At 57.4% G+C, this 18627-nt stretch carries 15 protein-coding genes; 10 read left to right on the forward strand and 5 right to left on the reverse strand.

The genetic code is table 11. The features are described 5' to 3' along the window. Positions 1-75 precede the first annotated feature (75 nt). Positions 76-906 carry a DNA-binding protein gene (locus tag B0G73_RS00005; protein ID WP_106276768.1) on the reverse strand — a complete coding sequence of 277 codons (831 nt, stop codon included), beginning with the start codon at positions 904-906 and terminating at the stop codon, positions 76-78. Between the two features lie 178 nt (positions 907-1084). Between B0G73_RS00005 and B0G73_RS00010 the strand changes: the two genes are divergently transcribed. From B0G73_RS00010 to B0G73_RS00035, 7 genes are all read left to right on the forward strand, one after another. After that, positions 1085-2275 carry a tyrosine-type recombinase/integrase gene (locus B0G73_RS00010; protein WP_106276769.1) on the forward strand — a complete coding sequence of 397 codons (1191 nt, stop codon included), beginning with the start codon at positions 1085-1087 and terminating at the stop codon, positions 2273-2275. Positions 2276-2597: 322 nt separating this feature from the next. Continuing rightward, the gene (locus tag B0G73_RS40325) at positions 2598-2774 is read left to right on the forward strand and encodes a hypothetical protein (RefSeq protein WP_181196462.1); all 177 of its coding nucleotides are present in this window, start codon (positions 2598-2600) and stop codon (positions 2772-2774) included. A 3-nt stretch (positions 2775-2777) separates the two neighbouring features. Beyond that, complete coding sequence (locus B0G73_RS00015) at positions 2778-3212, forward strand: hypothetical protein (protein ID WP_106276771.1); 435 nt, start codon at positions 2778-2780, stop codon at positions 3210-3212. Between the two features lie 496 nt (positions 3213-3708). Further along, positions 3709-4233: a hypothetical protein gene (locus tag B0G73_RS00020; RefSeq protein WP_146144138.1), complete on the forward strand. Its 525-nt coding sequence runs from the start codon at positions 3709-3711 to the stop codon at positions 4231-4233. A gap of 353 nt (positions 4234-4586) precedes the next feature. Beyond that, complete coding sequence (locus B0G73_RS00025) at positions 4587-5801, forward strand: PIN domain-containing protein (RefSeq protein ID WP_106276774.1); 1215 nt, start codon at positions 4587-4589, stop codon at positions 5799-5801. 17 nt (positions 5802-5818) lie between these two features. Next, positions 5819-6625: a ThiF family adenylyltransferase gene (locus B0G73_RS00030; RefSeq protein WP_374956994.1), complete on the forward strand. Its 807-nt coding sequence runs from the start codon at positions 5819-5821 to the stop codon at positions 6623-6625. A 53-nt stretch (positions 6626-6678) separates the two neighbouring features. Continuing rightward, positions 6679-7704, forward strand: a complete 1026-nt coding sequence (locus B0G73_RS00035) for a TRAFs-binding domain-containing protein (protein WP_106276778.1) — start codon at positions 6679-6681, stop codon at positions 7702-7704. 84 nt (positions 7705-7788) lie between these two features. Here B0G73_RS00035 and B0G73_RS00040 read toward each other — a convergent pair whose 3' ends face one another. The 4 genes from B0G73_RS00040 to B0G73_RS39950 form a co-directional block, all read right to left on the reverse strand. Further along, a complete protein-coding gene (locus tag B0G73_RS00040) occupies positions 7789-8997 on the reverse strand; it encodes an MFS transporter (protein ID WP_106276780.1) in 1209 nt (402 codons plus the stop codon). 829 nt (positions 8998-9826) lie between these two features. After that, on the reverse strand, positions 9827-10414 hold the full coding sequence (locus tag B0G73_RS00050; RefSeq protein ID WP_106276782.1) for a VOC family protein: 588 nt from the start codon (positions 10412-10414) through the stop codon (positions 9827-9829). Positions 10415-10450: 36 nt separating this feature from the next. Next, positions 10451-10855: a cupin-like domain-containing protein gene (locus tag B0G73_RS00055; RefSeq protein ID WP_106276784.1), complete on the reverse strand. Its 405-nt coding sequence runs from the start codon at positions 10853-10855 to the stop codon at positions 10451-10453. A 1954-nt stretch (positions 10856-12809) separates the two neighbouring features. Beyond that, positions 12810-13157: a hypothetical protein gene (locus B0G73_RS39950; RefSeq protein WP_146144140.1), complete on the reverse strand. Its 348-nt coding sequence runs from the start codon at positions 13155-13157 to the stop codon at positions 12810-12812. Positions 13158-13186: 29 nt separating this feature from the next. On the opposite strand from B0G73_RS39950, the gene B0G73_RS00070 reads away from it, so the two are divergent. The 3 genes from B0G73_RS00070 to B0G73_RS00080 all read left to right on the forward strand — a co-directional run bounded on the left by B0G73_RS00070 (position 13187) and on the right by B0G73_RS00080 (position 18616). Next, positions 13187-15949: a transposase family protein gene (locus tag B0G73_RS00070; RefSeq protein ID WP_146144141.1), complete on the forward strand. Its 2763-nt coding sequence runs from the start codon at positions 13187-13189 to the stop codon at positions 15947-15949. A 170-nt stretch (positions 15950-16119) separates the two neighbouring features. Next, on the forward strand, positions 16120-17292 hold the full coding sequence (locus B0G73_RS00075) for an ATP-binding protein (RefSeq protein WP_106276790.1): 1173 nt from the start codon (positions 16120-16122) through the stop codon (positions 17290-17292). Further along, positions 17279-18616: a TniQ family protein gene (locus tag B0G73_RS00080; RefSeq protein ID WP_106276791.1), complete on the forward strand. Its 1338-nt coding sequence runs from the start codon at positions 17279-17281 to the stop codon at positions 18614-18616. The genes B0G73_RS00075 and B0G73_RS00080 overlap by 14 nt, the downstream gene beginning before the upstream one ends. Positions 18617-18627: the final 11 nt, after the last annotated feature.

An 18627-nucleotide genomic window follows, 5' to 3' on the forward strand; every position in this document is an offset into this window, starting at 1 on the left:
GAAGGCTGACGCTGCTACGCAGCGCCAGCCTTCACCAACAAACGATTCGTCGATGACAATTAGCCGGGAGTAACATTATCCCGTGAGGCAACACGCGAGCTGCTTCTCGTGTCGTTCTGCGAGCCGCCGGTGTTCGGCGGCGTCGGCCGAGATCCGCTGGACATCGGCGATGAACTGCTCGTTGCGCTGGCGGGTTTTCGCAAGCGCGGCCTCGGCGCGCCGTTGTGCATCACGTGCCTCCTCGGTCTGCAACATGACGCGCTTCTGGACACCCTCGAGCCGGGCCGTCGCCTGGTCGACCTCCACCCGCAAGGCCGCTTCATGCCCGGCGTGGGTGGTCCGCAAAGCTTCGAGTTCGAGGGCATACGCCGATTGCAGGTCCCGCAGCGCCTGCTCCGATCGCGCGCGGATGGCGTCCCGTTCGGCCACGGCAGCTTCGGCCTGCAGGAGGGCAGCATCACGCCCGGCATGGGCCTGCGCCTGCTCTGTCAGCGCCGTAGCAAGTCGTGCCTGCTGGTCGTCAAGCTGGCCGCGAACGGTGCGAACTTCGGCCCGAAGTTCCGCATGGGCGGTCTCGAGTGCCCCGGCGCGTGTGATGGCGGCCGCCGCTTCCGCTTCAAGTTCGTCGCCACGTTGCGCAAAGACCTGTTCGCCTTGCCCGACCGCAAGCGCCCACACCGACAGCATCGCACTGGCGACCGCCGGCGGCAGCGCCGCCGCGAGCGCGTCGTTGCGCGCCTGCTCGTCCTTCCACAGCTTCAGTTCGTCATTGATGGTGGTGCGGCTGCCCTGGCGGATTTCCGCGTAGATCAGGTCGACGGTGAGCTCATGCGCGAGCCGGCCTGAGGTGACGAGTCGCGCGGCGGCTTCGCGGGTACGGATGCGGGTATCGCTGATTCGGCTCATGGCGGAGTTTCACCGTGAAAAGCGGTTGAGGAGGGTGTGTCACCAGAAAATCATAATCGTATATCGCCGTATAACATTATAGCTATAACGATAACGTGTGAAAATTTGTGATAACGCCCATAATCACAAGTTCTGATCGTGTACGCTGCGCAAAGTCCATCCGAAAACGCGTCACACCATGAACCTGCCCGCTACCGCGCCCGCATCGCCCGAACTGGAACTGTCGCTCGGCCTGCCTGCGGCGCTCGACGGACGCGACGGTACCAACCGCGCACGGGGCGGTCACCTGCAGATCGCGGCCGACCGTGACGTCGACGCCGTGCGCCTGTGGCTCGCCGAATATGCGGGTTCGCCGCACACGTTGCGCAGCTATCGCAAGGAGGCGGTGCGGCTGCTGCTGTGGGCCTCGCAGGCGCTGGGCAAGCCGCTATCGAGCCTGACGCGCGAGGACTTCCTGCTATACGAGCGGTTTCTCGCGGCACCTACCGGCGACTGGGCTGATCCGGTACGACCGCGGCGGGGCGGTACACGACGACTGTTCGACGGGCCGCTGTCCGAGCGCAGCCGGCATCAGGCGCTGGGCATCATGTCAGGCCTGCTGTCGTATCTGGTCAGTGCCGGCTATCTGGCCGGCAATCCGCTGGCCCTGCGCCGCCGGACCGGTGCGGCGGCGAGGCGCACGCCGCGGGTTGAGCGGTATCTGGATCACGCGCTATGGGACCACGTGCTCGCCAGCGTCGAGCAGTGGCCGCGGCTTACCAAGCGCGACCATGAGCACTACGAGCGCAGCCGGTGGCTGATCCGCCTGCTGTACCACACGGGCCTGCGGGTCTCGGAGGCAGCGAATGCGAAAGCCGCAGACTTCCATCAGCGGCGGGGCAAATGGTGGCTGCACGTGGTCGGGAAGGGCGGCACCGAAGGGGAGGTGCCGGTGAGCGCGGCCCTGATGGCGGACCTCGCGCGGTACCGGGTTTTTCATGGGCTCGCACCGACGCCGTTGGGGAATGAGACGGCGGCTGCCGTCATGAGCGTCGCGGGTGATCCGCACCGACACCTGACGCCGGCCGCGGTCTATCTGATCGTCAAGGAAGTTTTCCGGCGGGCCGCCGACACGCTTGCGATGAGCGATCCCGCAGGTGCCGCGACGCTCCGACGCGCATCCACGCACTGGCTACGGCATACCGCGGCGACACATCAGGCCGATGCCGGCACCGACCTGCGATTCATCCAGAAAAACATGCGCCATGCGTCGATCCAGACGACCGGCATCTATCTTCATGCTGAAGATGATCGGCGGCATTCCGAGACCGTACAGGAGAGTGACGACAACATTGCACCGGAGGCACACCCCAGCACTACGGGCATCTGAAGCGATGTGAAACCGATCGCGCGAACGTGTTCGAGCTGAGTCGGCGGGAAGGTGCTGGAGTTCGAATCGCTTCACCCAGACTATTGAACCGGTTGTGCACAAGCCGCTTCCGAAGTGGACGGACGAACACCAATATAGCGTCATGGGGCGGCTGAACAAAGACCACGTCTATGCCCAGTTGCGCCGTTGCTTCACCAGTCAAGCGGCGAAACACCAGGTCGGGCATATTCGTGTGCGCGGTTGCGCACCGTTTCGGATTGCGCTTCCGAGTGCAAGTGAAGCCACTTCCGGTGGCTCTCCTACGCATCGCGTGTAGACTTCGATGTTTCTTTTTCTTGATCGAGAACAGGGACGGCTTGCCAAGCCTCTTTCTGCGCATCACGCTACAACCTTTCTCCGTGACAGGTATATCGCCGCCCGCGTTGCCGTTGCCGTTATTGTCATTGTTATCGGTCTGAGACCGAACCGCAAAAAGCCTGATGACGAATGGAAAAACTGACTTATGAACTCAAGCGAAATCGAAATCGTCCATCACGAGCCGCAATTTGTAACCCGGGTCGCATATCCGCTAGCAGTCCGGAATCGCGGCGAACCCGCGGGACGCCTTCAGCGCATGTCGGTGCATTCGTTGTCCACGACGATGCTGGACCTCGCTACCGCCCGTATCCTCAGCATGATGGAGGTTTTCGCTTTTATGGGCGTGAGGCTTGATTTGGGCCTGAGGATCACGTCAGTGAACGTCTGCGAAACCCGTGAGCCTGATGGTGCGCGCTCCTGGTCCCCGAGTACCAACGACGCCGACTGGAGATACCTGAGCGGCCGGCTCGGCGTCGCGGCCGAACATAGCGGGCTTCCTCGAGATGTGAGTCTGCGCGCCATCGTCGCAGTTCACCTCAGTGATCCGGTCGATATCCCCGTCTGGTTCTTGCCCGACTGAACCAGGCCGGACACGTGTGCCCGAGATGCGGATGTTGGAAGACGACCGAAAAGATCACGCCGGTGCGTCCTCAGCAAGACTAGCTAACGACGCCGCATGGAGTGCATTTCCCGATACCTGTCGAGCGTAAAAAATGAACGTCTTCAAATTGCGGCAAGGTGAGCAAGACTCTCGTGCCTAGTCTGTCGTCGGTTTCCACCTTGCAACGAGCAAAAAATATCCGTGGTATCAGACACGAAACGGGAAGACATTCCACTACGCCGTTTGTCCCGAGTGCGATAACCCTGTTCACATCGTGAACTTGGACGTTGATAGGAAGGTCGACACTGACGGACGGAGCTTGCCGCTTTACGCGAAGCACGCAGCCGCCGATATCGCGGAAATTGGCACGTTTGACAGGGACGCCTATGAAGACTGCTCGCTCGCGAATCCTGCGTCGCTAAACGGCGGAAACAAGACGCGTCGACCCGGCACGGTCACCGCAGGGATATGCGAGATGTTGATAGATCATGCCGACGCAATCCACTACATGATCGAACGATTTCTGGGAGCGTCGGTGTCCGATCAGCTCTTCGCATCGATTCTTGAAAAATTTCACAAGCAGGAAGGGTATCTGTACCGGGGAGTCAGCACATCGAACCTGCCTTATGCGTTGCTCTACATGGCTGGCAATCAGCTCGCCACCGGTTGCTCACCGAAAGCGGGTTCGCCATTCGCCAGGGCGCTCACAGCGAGCACCCATTTCGAACTGACCGCAAAGGGATGGATCAGGCGAAAAGCCGGTTCAAATGCGCAGTTGCGCTTTTTCGTCACCGACCACGTCGTCAGAAAGTCGGCTTCGACCAACGAGCAGACGATGATGCTCGTCGTCGATGAAGAGAATTCCGGCCAATCGCATCGGTTGTTGCGTGAAGGGGTAAAACTCGAAATCGACTTCTTCCGCAATCTGCTCGGCAAGCGAATGCGCCTCCGCGAGATGGCGCGCAAGGAATTCGCAGGAGTTAGTAACGGTGCCGATTGATGGCGCGAGCCGATCTGCATGAGGTGTACGATCGTCCCCGGCGCTCGCTGCAGGATCATCAGATCGCATCTGTCGTGGGCGTTGGCACGGGCGTCACCCTTCGCTTTACGTTGCTGAGGGGATGTTCCTGCCTGGATACGCTTAAGGCCGTTCCCTGTCGATGAGCGAACGTGAAGGTTATGAATGGGCGGACCGGTTGACGGCTTAGCAGGTCTTCTGCGGAATTTGCAGGCCCTGGTGGCGAAACGCAATAGCCGAAAAAGACAAAACCGCTTGCTAGCAGAGTATTTCGCGCCAGCCGGGCAAGCGATCAATTTAACCATGGTGTAATGTATCTTCGAGTCTGCCTCTTGATGCTTCAAAGTCGCAGGCAGGTTGCGCAATTCGTCGCCAAACAACATAAGTTAAAGATGCCAAAAGGACTACCGAGTGCTGCCCAACTCTGGAATGGCGAAGTTTCGTTCTTCTCGATCGACACGAACCTGATTCAACAAGCTGGCTACAACTTTGAGCAGGGGATTCTTAATCAGATTCCGAAGGTCTCCCCTGAGACGATGGGACTGTTGATGCCGGACATCGTCATGCGGGAGATTGTCAAGCATTTGATGAAGTCGGTGTATTCGGCGGCTCAATCCTTTGAGAGTGCATCGAGCGCGCTCAAGCGGTCTGCTGGCGTCGACATGACGGCCATTGACAGCCTATTCAAAGGTCTTTCAGTGGAGGAGTTCGCGGCCTCCAATTTCCGCATGCGTGTGGAGAACTACGTCAAGCGCACGAGGGGCAGTATCCTGGCAATTCAGGGCGAAGATCTCGCGGAGCGAATCTTTCAACTGTACTTTTCAGAATCGCCACCATTCGCGGAACGTAAGGAAAAGAAGGCCGAGTTTCCAGACGCGGTCTGTCTGATGTTGCTGGAGGACCATGCACGTGAATGCGGGGCGATGGGCATACTCGCTTCGGACGACGGGGGGTGGAGCGACTTCGCTGAGAATTCGGATCATCTGTATTGCGTAAAGACACTCGATGATCTTATCGCGCTATTCCGGGCAAGCGGGGAACTCGCCGCGGCGGTAACCGCCCGCGTGACTGCCGCCATTGCGGACGTTCAATCAGCCGTTCGAGAGGCTCTGCGTGATGGTCTGGAGCAGCATGTGAGAGCTTCAGAGTGGAGCGTTGAGGACATTTCTAGTGGGTACTCGGGCGTACGCGTTGAAGCCACTTTCCATGAAGCGACGATGGAGTCCTACGATCTGCGACCGGAGGCGACGAAGGTCTGGAACGTGCCGACCGACCGCGCAGCGTGGGTAATTGAAGTGGCCGCCTTGTTGAAGGTCGACATAACCATTGACGCCACTTTCTATCAATGGGATTCATTCGACAGGGACGAGTTTGAATTGACCTCGCAGTTGGTTGAGAGAGCGCAGGAAGTGGAAGTCAAGGCGTTCCTGACGTGCACTGGACCCCTCGAGCACGAAGATCCGACAAACTGGGAAATAGATGTCGAGATTGCTGACGAGGAATACGACGTTGACGTTGGCGAAGTGGACCCGGACATGGGTGGTCACTGAGGCTGAAGACCGTTGCCATCGTAGGGTGCGGTTCACTTGGGAGCAAGGTCGCGGTCAGTCTGGCGAGGTCAGGCGTCTCCAATTTCGTACTGGTCGATGACGATGTCATGCTGCCGGAGAATATCGTCAGAAATGAACTGGACTGGTCTGCGATCGGCGACCAGAAAGTTGATGCACTCGCGCGCCGCATCGCGCTCGTGTCGCCCACTGCGCAGTGCGCCAGTCTCCGGCATCAACTAGGCGGGCAGGAAAGCAGTCAGGGCCTTGCGATCGTGCTTTCACGCCTTGGCAAATGCGATCTGGTTGTGGATGCAACTGCAAGTGCACGCGTGTTCAATCTGCTCGGCGCAGTCGTCGATCGCACGGAGAAACCGCTGGTGTGGGCCGAAGTGTTTCCGGGCGGGATCGGCGGCCTTGTCGCGCGCTCGCGCCCAGGGCTGGACCCGTCGCCGCAGACTGCACGCGCACGCGTGGCTGCATGGTGTGAAGACAAGGGAATTCCTGCTCCGCAAGCAGTCGCGCCCTATGAGTCTGTCTCCGGCGACGTTATCCATGTGGCCGACGATGCGGATGTGACCGTCATTGCTGCACATACGGCCCGGCTCGTGATTGACCTCCTCGTCGAACCTACGGAATCAGTGTTCCCGCACTCAGCATATTTCATTGGCCTTGAAGCGGGCTGGATCTTTGCGGAGCCCTTCCATACGTTCCCGGTCGATTTGGGATCAGCGGAAATTCGCGAAGCGGAACCCCCCGATCCGGGTGCGCTCGGTACGCTTCAACGCCTCATAAAGGATTTCTGTGATCGTCCACGTCCCGCCTGACCTCGTGGCCCGGCTGAGAGAAGAGCTGGAGCGCGCCGGGAGCAGGGAGATCGGTGGCGTTCATCGCCGATATCTCAACTGGCAATGTCAATGCAATATACGAGCTTGGCGTGCGTCATGCCCTTTGCCCCAATACGACGATCATCATGAGTGAGTCGGGTGGACGGTTGCATTTCGACCTAAACCACATCAGCACGTTTCAGTACGCCCATCTCGGTGACGACATTGGCAGTCGCGAGAGTGTGCGGGCGCGACGCGCGCTCGAAGAATTGATCAAGGCTGCGCTTGAGTCTGGAGAGACAGATAGTCCGGTCTACACCTATCTGCCCGGCTTGCAGAGACCTTTGATGAATGGTGAGCGATATCAACAGATGCTTGAAGAGACCGAATTCGCACAGGAAAAGCTGTCCGAGTTTCTTCATAAGGGCGAAGAGGCGCATCGAAATGGACAGCACGCCGACGCCGTGAAAGCATATGAAAGTGCCGCCGGGATGAAGGTCAACGATAGCTTCATCATCCAACGCCTTGCAATCGCCACATACAAGGCGCAAAGCCCCTCCGCGCTCGATGCACTGATTCGCGCAAGGGTGATTATCGATGCGTTAGACCCGGAAGCTTCGAACGATCCGGAGACGCTGGGAATTGCCGGTGCTATCAGGAAGCGACTGTGGATCGAGACGGAAGACCGGGCGCAGCTCGATGCCGCGATCCGCTATTACCAGCGGGGTTTTGAGATAAGGCGGGACTATTACAACGGCGAAAATCTCGCGACGTGCCTTGATTTGCGTGCACGGATTCAGTCGGACCCCGCCGAGGAACAGTTTGATCAAATGAGCGCGAAAAAGGTCCGTCAATCCCTCGTTGAACTGTTGACAGGGCTGATCGACGATCCGTCTTTTGGTGACCGCTCAGATCAGAAATGGATTTATGCGACGCTCTCCCAGTGTTCGTTCGCGCTTGGCGAAAATGAAAACGGCGAACGGTATGCGCAACTTTTCCGTGCCGAGAATCCGGCTGACTGGGAAGTCAGGACGTTCGCGCAAACAAAGGCGCTGCTGGAACGTACCCCGACGTCATAAGACTCCAATGCCGCCCGAATACGGGGGTCAGGATTCCATGCAAACCCCAACACCACACATCCCCTTCACCTCCATGCATCTCGGCTACCGTCCAGCCGGTATTAATCTCACAAGAATCGCGGCAAAAGCGGAAGCCATGGCAGCGAAAAGCAATGCCGCGTTTGTGGAAATGCCTAAAAGGAGGCCAGCAACCGCTGACCCGATTGGTAATCCGGACAAGTTCAAACTCATTGAGACTGACAGGACACGGCCAAATTTCGACGGGTCGGTCCTCCGTTGCCGCAATGTCAGAAGTCCAACATCGACCGGACCGACCGCTACGCCTGCCATAATCAGGCAGACCACCACGCCCGCCCACCCGTTTCCGGCAGCGATAGGCCAACAGGCGACGGCAGTGACTGCCATACCGATTGCCATCACCGCACGTTCCCTCCCTGCGGTTCGGAGATATCCAGTTACCAACGCGCCAATAGCGCCGGAGAAGCCAACGATGGCCCAAAGGGCACCTGTAATCCGGTCATTTTCCGGAGCATGAAAATTCGCACCGACTATGACAGGGATCACAATAAGTAGCGCTCCCCATGTCATCTGGTACAGCGAATAAGAGCTCGCCAGTCCACGCAGCGTCGGCTCTTTCAGGACCAGTACCAACCCCTCCCAAGTTTGATGCAGGATCGAGCCAGAATGGGGACGATGAGGTTCGGCGAGATGGACAGCAAGCAGGCAGCAGGCGGCAAGAGCAAAAGCGACTGCAATCGCAAGAAATGTCGCGGCGCCCCCGCTGTAAGAGAACACCGCACCGGCAAGGGCGGGACCCAACACGTCGGCAGCTGCGTATATGGCAGTATCAACTGCGTTTACCCGGTCGAGCTCGGCCGACGAAACGAGCCTAGGCAACAAGGTCCTGATTCCGGCAGCACTAAGAGGGCTCGTCAGCGAATAGGCGGCAACAATCAGGAGAACAACTACTTCATTGGCCGAGGCAAGCAGGTCCGTCCCTGTCAGGGTAGCCAACAGCACGCTGCTTGCCGCCATGTCTAATATGATCGCACGCTGGGCACCGATGCGATCAAGGAAGGCCCCGGAAACGGGGCTGATGAGCAGACCTGGCACCATTGCTGCAAACGATAGCCATCCTGCGAAGGACGGGGATCCAAAACGGGATAGCGCATAAAGAACGATCAAAAGTGCGAACATGCGACTAGCCAGACGTGACAGGGCAGCTGCGGCAAGTACGAGCGGCACATTTGCAATGCCCAGTAGATTGCGGTACGAATTGCTATCAGATGTCATGAGCCTTATCGCTGAAATGGGTCTTGTTCGCTGCTTGCCTGAACCGGGCCTCGAGCACTGCGAATTCCGTCAAGAAACGCCGTTACTGCATTTTGTGCCCTCTCGTCCCTGCAAACGTAGTGATCGTCACTATCCACGATAATCTCTCGCACCCAAGGAGGCTTGGCTGTTTCCCGTCGCCGCCAACCAGGCCGTGTAAACCACGGATCGCGATCCGCTTGGATGTGTAGTACAGCCTTATGGTCCGGGGTCCGCAGTCCGTCCGCCCACCCCCAGTTCTTTGGTGCACTGCATGACCAACCAGCAATGATGTAGGCATCCGCCTGGACGGCGCCGCCCCAGATGGACACAGCGGCCCCGCCTTCGCTGAAACCCGATACGACAAGCGGTCCCGGTTCTATGAATGGACTCGCTTCGACGCGCCTGACTGCGTCTAAGAGCTCGGCACGGCGATAGAGGTCAGCCAGAGGAAATGTTCCGATTTCACAATTCTCGATCTGACAGTTGCTGAAACGCATCTTACGCGCGAAGCTGTCCGGGGCGAAGAATACAAACCCGGTACGACGAGCTAGAGCCGCCAGAATAACCTCTGTTTCGGAAAGCCCAAAGGCGCCGTGCAGGTGCAGGAGAACGGGCACCCTCACACGGCCGATCTCTCCGCGGGAGCGGAGTTCGTACAGCTCGCTGATTGAGCAGGAAAGAGCAGGCATCCCCAAGTTCGGAGCTGGCCCGCATGAAAACCGCCCGTGCAACCATGCTTGCTCCAGGTCTTCGGGATCGGCTAAGCGGCACAGCGAGTCATGGAGATCCCATTGGGCAGGGCTTTCGCTCACGTTACTATCGGACTGAAGCCGGTTGCGCGGTCGATGGGGATCCGCCACGGATTATTGTCCGAACGGTCTCCGCCCAGCCATGCCTCCAGATCGCGATGAGCCGACTCGCGTCGCTGCGCAAAGGCAATCTGGGCAACGGGGGTGTCGGCGGTGAGTTCGATGCACAGTCCATTGGGATCGCGAAGATACAGCGAGTGACAGTATCCGTGCTCGATGTAATCGAATTCGCGCCGCTCTTCGGCCAGCCGACGGCGTATGTTCACCTGTGACTCCATGTCGGTTTTCAACGCGATGTGAACAAACGGCGAGATAGAGGGTGCGACGCAGTAGCGCTCAGCCACAGCTTCGTCCGCAAAGCCGGTGAAGCCAAGTATGCTCGAATCCCGCAGGCCGAAAAAGACATGGACAGCTGGAAAAATCTCGCCGTCTTCCTTTATCGCCTCTCGCCAACACGCTACGAGCGGCATCCCAAGAAAGTCTTCGTAGAACTCGCGAGTCGCGCGAATATCGCGGACCGGAAAACCATAGTGATGCATGCGTTCCGGAATCGAAGCGCCATTGAATATCGGTGTTGATGGCTTCATGATGACAAATAGTCCCAAATTAATCGCGAAGCAGCGTTAGCGCATCCTTCGCGGGTGGAAAGCGACAGTCAACGACAGGGAGTAGCCGGCGGACGATCCGACGTGCCACCATCCTTCTGGCCAGTAGAACAGATCGCCCGGCATGCCTACCAAGTCGATAGCATGGGCGTCGCGGTCTCCAATTTTTGCGTCGAGGAGGTAGTGTTCCTCTTCTCCCGTTCGCTCGTCGACGCTGTGTCGTACGCGCTCGCTCTCCATGGACCAGGTGCTTTCCGGCCACAAGCGAATCCGCTTCCTGCCGCGAAGAACGAAATGGAGAGTGGAGCAACGTTCCTTGTGTATTCCCCCGACTGTTTCCTCGTACCGTCCCATGAAGATTTCAGCGACGGCGCGATCGTATGACTGCTCTCGATCCAGAATACCGAGCACCGTCTCGCGCAACGAATCGATCGTCCGGTCGAACTCCTGACTGTACGGTCGAATGTCAAACGCATGCAGCAGGTACGTTTCTGCGGCGTATTCGCGCGTTAAGCGCTGATCGTAGTCCAGGTCTGTCAGGTCTTCATTGAGAGGTACCTATACGCGTATTTCGCCTGCTTCGACGCAATCGCCATCGGCTGCTATACGGCGCAGCTCACGAGGCGAGTCGTGTGGCGTGGTCGTGCGCAGACCATGTTGACGTGGCTGGCGGCGGCGGGCATGACGTTCGTTTACCTATCCTGGCCGATCGGGGCGAGCAACGTGTTCGGCGTTACTGCAATTGCCTTCGGCACTGCGGCTTTCATGCTGGCCGCACATCGCACGGACGGAACAGCGAACCCACGCACGCATGGGTCCGCGGTTCTTGAGGCATTCGCACGCCTATCTTCCGAAGGTCACATGGTTTCCGTCAACCACATCCTCCGGGGGGGCTAGCAAATTACACGATGGAGTAAACAGGTCGAGCTCGGGCAGGCAGGTCGATCGGCTTGGCGCGACGGTTCATCGCACAGACCGAATCACGATCGTAGCGCTGGGCAGGAACTCGCATCCCGTTGGAAGCATGGCGGGAAATGCGCTACCCGGTGGGCGTCAATTCGTGTACGGCAGCGTTTCCGAGGGCGCTACGCATTCGACATCTGGTCCATTGCGACACCCGGATTCACGGTTAAGCTTGGAAGCACTACGGGCCCGGCATCCCCATACGGGCGTAGCTCCGGAGACAAAGTGCGTGCTGGGCGTGTGCGAAATTCAAGCCTACGTAAAAGTGTGTGCTCAGCGTGCAACCGCATTCAAAGTGTGTGGTTGGTGTGGAAACTCATCGAGAGCACATATATTGTCTCCGCCGCACTGTCGCCACCACCGCCCATCCGCTCGCGCAATCTGCGGGCGGACAGCACACGCCTGAACAGCGCGGGCGAGACGGGCGCCCCATGACTGTTCTCGGCCAGCATCTCGAGTGCGGCCGCACGAATAGATTCCTGCGAGTGAAGTGGCTGGCGTCCCATGAATCGATTATGCAGGCAAATCGGGCCTGATGGCGAATTGCCGCATTTCAATACGGACTGCCCGTAATGAAAGGGTTGGTTGTCGGCTAATTAAATCCATACAGCGCGATAACTCCCATTATCGTGCGAAAACAACAGTCCAATCACGTCTCGCTCAGCCGAATACCTCGCACGGTGCCGCAAAGCGTCTTTAATGAATTCAATTATTAATTACCGACTCTCCGCGGGGCACCCAAGCCAAATTTTTATTGTTGTCCAGAATGCAATATTCTCCTTGGTGATCTGTGTGCGTATGAGAGCCGAAAATACTACCGGTCTGAGAATCCACATCGCCGGTATCGCTGCCATCGACGTTGGATCTTTTTTGCGAGGACCGTTATGCAATGATAAGGATAGCCAAGTAATAAATTTGGAAAAGTTTGATCTTATGCATACGTGTTCGGCCGCGCCAGATTGGGTGTCCTCATCCTGACAATCGCCACGTCAGGCGTTGGCTTCTGTGACTGCGTCAACTAACTGTTGCTTCCCACGATGCGCGGTTGAACTATTCTGAATCCGGGAGTAGGTGCTCCGGATCTATCCATGCAAGATGGAGGGCGCTCATGGACCAAACCTGGAATCAAGCTCACGGCGCATTGCCCCAAAGCGTCGAGTCGGCCGCGAAAGCGAACTTTTCGAGTCGCAGGCCAAGGCAGCGACACAACGGTGCAGTAGCAAACAATACCAAGCCACCCGGGAGTTTTCGGCCCGATGACGACCGCCAGCCGGACGACCCATTTTTGCTCGGGCGTAAGTCCAGTTCTGATGCCAGGAAAGCGCGACGTGGCGATCATGCACACACGTATCACTGCAGCGCCTGGATTCTGATGGTGGCGAGGTATGAAATGATCGGGGCAGTGCTCGGCGGACTAAGGCATGGCAGCTTGAAGTTCGCTGAGCTCCTCGGGCCGCACATCGTCGTAGCAGACGAACAGCTGGAAGCGATCCTTGACGTCGCGGCTACGCAGTATGCGTTGCCGGACGCCATCGTGCTCGATGTTCCCAATGCCGAGCCAGCCCGGATGCGAGTGGTGACGCGGTGGGCTTCTGATCGCCAGGTGGAAGTTGTCTTTAATGCGAGGCAGCGCCCCTGCTAGGCCATTCTCGACCGGAAGTCCGCCGCAACCGGGCGATTCTCGGCTGAATTTATCCGGCCCTGATCGTGCTTCATATATTTCGCTATGCGAATAAATGCGCTGGCTGCGGTACGGGTTCATGAACCGTCTTTTCTCAGATATGAACCACCGTGTTAGGTCCCCTTGAGCTGGCGCGATACTTCGATACGCTGCGAATTCCTGATCCCGCGCGCGAGTTGATCGATTCGGTTCGGGCGGGCAAGCCCTGCGCACAGGCACTTGTTCATCCGGGCATTCGCTCAATCGTGTCATTGAACTCGGCAAAAATGCACCGCGACGTCTGGGTTGCGTCCCGTACGCTACGCGGCAGCGCAGCAATGTGGTACGAGTTTGATAGAACTGTCCTCGAGTACTACGCGTATCCGCATGTCTTCGACCTGGAAGCGAAAAGGGAGGACGGGCGAATCATCGGCAGGACACAGCAATGGATGGACTTTCTGGTGCTTTGGGAGGACCGCGTTGCTTTCAATGACTGGCGCGAGGAGTCATCGTTGCTGCGTGCTGAAGAGAAAGATGCCGGGCGCTGGGAGAAGATTGGACGTGTCGTGCGCGATGAGGCAGACCGGTGGCATGACCGTGAGTGTGAAGCCTACTGCTCGCAGTTCGGTATCGAACATCAGGTGCGAACGAGCCGTGAGCTCCCGCGCATCTTCCTCGAAAACAGCCGATACCTGCGCGATTATTTTGACGCGAAAACACCGATACTCGCGTCTGACACTGTTGAACGGCTCAAGCGCTGCGTGCACGATGGGCCGGCCAGTCTTGATGAAATGATGAAGCGGCATGGATTCGAGGCAGACGTGCTCCTGATTGCAATCGCGCAGGGCCAGTTGCACGCGGATCTGTTCCGTGACCGTATTGGCGATCCGGCGTCATTCATGATCTATCGAGACGCGACGTCTTTCGAGCTTTTTCGAGCTTTGCAGCGCGCCCCATGGATGCACGAGCCGCTGCCGCTTCCCGGGCTTGCTGACTGCTCGCCGGGCACAACGCTGCAATACGGCGGCAAGGAGTGGGCAGTGGTGCTCGCTACCGCGGGTCCGAAAGCTGAGGCGCTCCTCACAACGGAGGACGGCTGTACCCTCAGTCTGCCGGTAGAAAAGGTGAAAGAGCTGAGGGCGCAGCGCGCGGACCCTGAAACCTTGGCCGCGTTGCTGAACGTGGCAGCCCGGCGCAACGTTGCCAACCTGACGCCTAAAGCACTTGCCGATGGCGTGACGAAGTATCTGGCCCTGCATGGAGAGGGGGCCGAAGCCTTCGGCCGATCCTCACTGGCGCGCTGGCGTGGGAAGGTCCGTCATGCATCGTCGGGGATGGCGGCGATTCTGACCCTTGCGCGACAGGACGCGAGCAAGGGAAATCGCCAGGGCCGACTGGCGTCTGCGGTCGAGTGCCTCGCCGAGACCATCATCAAGACAAAATACAACACGCCTGAGGCGCCTAACAAGGCGAGGGCGTACGAGTTATATAAAACCGCGTGTGAAGACTCGCAACTGAAGCCGATGTCGTATGTAACCTTCTGCAAACGGGTCGATCTTTTCGTTAATGTACCTGACCGACACGGCGTGCGCATCGCCTACCGTGACGGCGAAATACCGCTGGTTCTGGATGCCCGTGAGTCTGTCTCCGGAGTGCTGCCTCACGAGGTCTGCTACATCGACCATACGCTTTTCATGCTGTTCACTTCCGGACCAAACGGTCAGCCGTGGGGAAAGGTATGGCTGTCCGTCGGGGTGGACGGGAATGTGACCAATGCGCGGGCGCTTTACATGAGCTACCGAGCCCCTTCGGCCGCATCCGTACTCATGGTGCTACGCGACTATGTGCGTCGCTGGCGTCGCCTGCCCCGAGTTCTGGTCATTGATGGAGGAAGCGACCTCCGGTCGGAATCGGTTAAGGCCTTCTGCAAAATGTTTAACATCGATTTCAGGTGGCGCTCGGGTCCACGCCCACGGGGTGGCGCGACCGTCGAGACGGTCTTCGCGCTGACGGAGGAAGAAATGTTGTCCGGCCTTGAGGGCAACTCGATGCAGCTGAAGGAGGCCCGCATGATCACTGCGGCAGTTGATCCGCAGCGACGTCACAAGTGGACCTTTGCTGAGTTATATCAAAAACTGGACCAGTTTCTTTTTGATGTTCGCTATCGGCATCATGTCCATCCGGCGTTTGGTATGACACAGGCGGAATTTGAGGCCCAAAGGATTGAGCAGACCGGGCGCCGTGATCATATTTATGTCGATTTTGACGAGAATCTGCTCCTGCTGACAGCGCCTCCGCCTCCGCACGCTGCTCACACGATTCACTCGCAGCGGGGAGTATGGGAATCCGGAATGTGGTACTGGCATGCTGATTTTGCAAAATTCTCGGGTCAAAAGTGTCCTGTCCGCTGCGAGTTGTGGTGTGCGAACGTAATTTATGTCTACGTGGACGGGCAATGGAAGACCGCAATCGCGAGGGATACTGCGCCATTCTGGGGCCGGACGCGATACGAAGTCGAGCAGCAGAAGCGTCATGCCAGGAACTTCAACCGGCTTGCCGCGCAGCAGGGTCTTCACAGTATGGAGCGCGCACGATACATGACACAGGTGAGGACGCCGATCCAGTTCGACCCGGTCACCGCAGAAAAGCAGAACGTCGAGTTTAACGTCTATAACGAACTTGGGATGACGTATTGCCGGCCATTTGATCTCGGGAATCTGCTGCCAATGCCGTCTGGGCCTGAAAGTGACGACGACCACACTGCCGTCGCCACTGAAGCGGTCCCGGATGCTGCTGTAGCGGTTGGGTCGGACACCGGCACCGTGAATGTGGACGGTCCATCCAGGGACCAGCGGCTCTCGTGGGGATCTGCCGATGACAGCGGAATGCTTTGAGATGTCCTCTGCGTCTGCCGCGGGTTAGATCGTACGTAGAAGAGTGTGGTACGTCGATTCAGTCCGACAGTACCCTTTCCCCCAGGATCGTTGGGCGAGTGCCGTTGATTACCAGTCTAGCCGTACGGAAAATCAACCGCAAAATTTGACATCTAGATGGAGTACGTAACATGTCGAAAGTTGAATTTTCAGAACTGATCCGCACTCCATTGAAATATTCGGAGATTCTGAAATACAGCAAGATGACGCAGACAGAGGCTTATGCGTTGCCTGACCGGTTGAAAGTCCGTTTCTTCTATTCATTGCGGGTCAAACACCGCCTGCGTGACGAAGCGGAGGAGAAGCTGCTGTCGATGTTGTACACCGATTCCGACGTTGGAGTTATAACTTTGTTCGGGCCGACGGGAGCAGGGAAAACCGCATTGGCGGAGACATTGGGCTACCGGCTGCAGTCAATTTCTGATAGTGAGCACCCATTCATCTATGTGAAAGTACCCGCGCATGGAAATGCAAAGGTTTCATGGAAAGCTTTCTATCAATCGATCCTAATCGCCGGAGATGAGCCAATGATAGAGGTAAAACGCGCATGGGCGGTGAAGGATGGCTATCTACTTGGGTCGGGCCGCAAGGGTGACCTGGATGGATATTGCATGGCAGTAAAAAACATGCTTAAGAACCGCAACACAATAATGCTCGCGATAGACGAGATTCTTCACATTCTGCGGTATGGCGACAACGACACGGCAATGGATACGATCAAGTCGCTTTCCGACGCAGTGACATGCAAGATATTGCTCCTTGGACCTTACGACCTGTTCGATAAAGTTTTCGGCTATGGACAACTTGTAAGGCGGGGAAAGCCTATTTACCTGGGGCGTTATGGTTCGGAATTCAGGACGGACAATGTTGCTGGGCGGGTGCGGTCTGAGAGGAAGGGGGGAGTTAACTCTGCAATGGAGAAGAAGATCAAAGAAAAAAATCTCCTCGATATTAAGGAGTATAAATTAATTGTGACAAAACTGATGGCACGTTGGCCGTTGGCTAGCGTGCCTGCTTTTGATCTGATAGTTGAGACATTGCTCGAAGTGACCCTCGGTCTGGTTGGATTGCTGAAAGATCTGATGACCGAATGTCTCGTTCTTCAGTTAAACAACAAAGGAGCGTGGCAGGCTTCCTTCTTCAGGCAGGCGATGAAAACCAGAGAGGCGATCGACAAGATTCGATTAGAGATCGAGAAAGGTGAAATTGCGCTTAAGAATGCGCACTTCGACGAATGCATCCTTACCGAAGAGAGCATGGATGAGGTCGAAAGGCTGCTTGAGGTGAAAAGTGCCGAACATTAGCAGAGACGCGTGTCTCTTTGAGGGATTAGATAGTCCGGAACGGGAAGATGCACGACGGGTGGGAGCGCTATACGACCTCATTCCACAAGGGCTTGGAGAGGGGCATTGCGAGAGCCTTGTCAGCTATCTGCGCCGGCTCGCATTTGCACATGGGGTGTCTGTCGACGACCTGGTTATCAAGGTTCTGTCATCCTATTCCTCCGTTGATTTTGCAATCTGGCGTCACTTCTCCACCTGGTCGAGGCGGAGTTCTATAAACATCTACACACCGCAACGAACTGTTCCGCTGCGTGACGCACTGCTGCAGGCAACGGGTGTCCAGTCGCTTGGCTTGCTGTCCTTCGCCACCCTTGAGGGGGTGATTGACCTCTCAAGAATGTCGTCCGCCATTGAGCGCTACTGTCCGATGTGCGACGACTCGGTTCCATTCGATCAAGTATCCCATCCGATGCTTTGGGACCTGAAGATGGTGAGCTGTTGCCCTGTTCATGCTGTGCGGTTGGTGCCTAATACGTGTGGAAAGGACATCTCGGAACACCGCTCCCGTTGGTGCCGCATTCATCTCCCCGGTGTCTGTGTCAAATGTGGAGCGCTCGCGTACCGGTGCAACCGGCAGCCACAGTTGCCTGCCACTTCCACCGAGATGTGGATTGCGCGTCAGTCAGCAGCGCTCATTGCTGCGATTTCCGGTGGTGAGCGTTTCTCTGCCAATAGCCTTCGGGAAGGCATCGTTTCAATGGCTAGTGTCGTGGGCGGTGGCTATCCTTTCCGTGCTGCTTCGCAGTGCGGGATCAACAAAGCCCGGCTGCATGACTGGATTCACGGTGTTCGCCCAATCGGATATTCACCTTTACTGGCACTCGTTGCCGCAGCTGGTGTTGATCTCCTCGATGTCATGAGGGGCGCGTTCGAACCGAAAGAGGTCATCGGATTTCGGTATTCTTCGTGTCCCCGGCGTAAGCAGACGCAAGCCTCGGATGAACTGCGTCAGAAAATACAGACAGCCCTTGATGACCCTGACTGTCCGTCGGTAACGGCCGTTTCTGCACTCCTTGGATGCGATCGGTCGACTCTAAAGAAATTGTATCCGCTTGAGTGTTCCCAACTGGTAGTGAAATGGCAATCAAAGCGAAGCAGCGATACACGAAAGCGGCGTGCTGAAGCGTTTTCCGAGATGTCGGCCATAGCGGAGACCCTACGGAGTGCAGGAAAGGAAATCACTGTGAGGAATGTCTGGATTCAATCCGGAGTTCTAGCCGGAAAGGGCTCTCGTTATGAAGCAGCCTTACGAGTCGAGCGGGACAAGGGTAGAGAGGATCTGTGACTGTGAGCAAA

Origin of the sequence: Paraburkholderia sp. BL25I1N1, from assembly GCF_003002025.1 — a bacterium.
Classification (GTDB): domain Bacteria; phylum Pseudomonadota; class Gammaproteobacteria; order Burkholderiales; family Burkholderiaceae; genus Paraburkholderia.

Bases quoted from the DNA above. Each gene is read 5' to 3' on its own strand.
- B0G73_RS00010 (WP_106276769.1), top strand. From the start codon at position 1,085: ATGAACCTGCCCGCTACCGCGCCCGCATCGCCCGAACTGGAACTGTCG.
- B0G73_RS00020 (WP_146144138.1), top strand. From the start codon at position 3,709: ATGTTGATAGATCATGCCGACGCAATCCACTACATGATCGAACGATTT.
- B0G73_RS00040 (WP_106276780.1), bottom strand. From the start codon at position 8,997: ATGACATCTGATAGCAATTCGTACCGCAATCTACTGGGCATTGCAAAT.
- B0G73_RS00050 (WP_106276782.1), bottom strand. From the start codon at position 10,414: ATGAAGCCATCAACACCGATATTCAATGGCGCTTCGATTCCGGAACGC.
- B0G73_RS00015 (WP_106276771.1), top strand. From the start codon at position 2,778: ATGAACTCAAGCGAAATCGAAATCGTCCATCACGAGCCGCAATTTGTA.
- B0G73_RS00005 (WP_106276768.1), bottom strand. From the start codon at position 906: ATGAGCCGAATCAGCGATACCCGCATCCGTACCCGCGAAGCCGCCGCG.
- B0G73_RS00025 (WP_106276774.1), top strand. From the start codon at position 4,587: ATGCTTCAAAGTCGCAGGCAGGTTGCGCAATTCGTCGCCAAACAACAT.
- B0G73_RS39950 (WP_146144140.1), bottom strand. From the start codon at position 13,157: ATGAACCCGTACCGCAGCCAGCGCATTTATTCGCATAGCGAAATATAT.
- B0G73_RS40325 (WP_181196462.1), top strand. From the start codon at position 2,598: ATGTTTCTTTTTCTTGATCGAGAACAGGGACGGCTTGCCAAGCCTCTT.
- B0G73_RS00075 (WP_106276790.1), top strand. From the start codon at position 16,120: ATGTCGAAAGTTGAATTTTCAGAACTGATCCGCACTCCATTGAAATAT.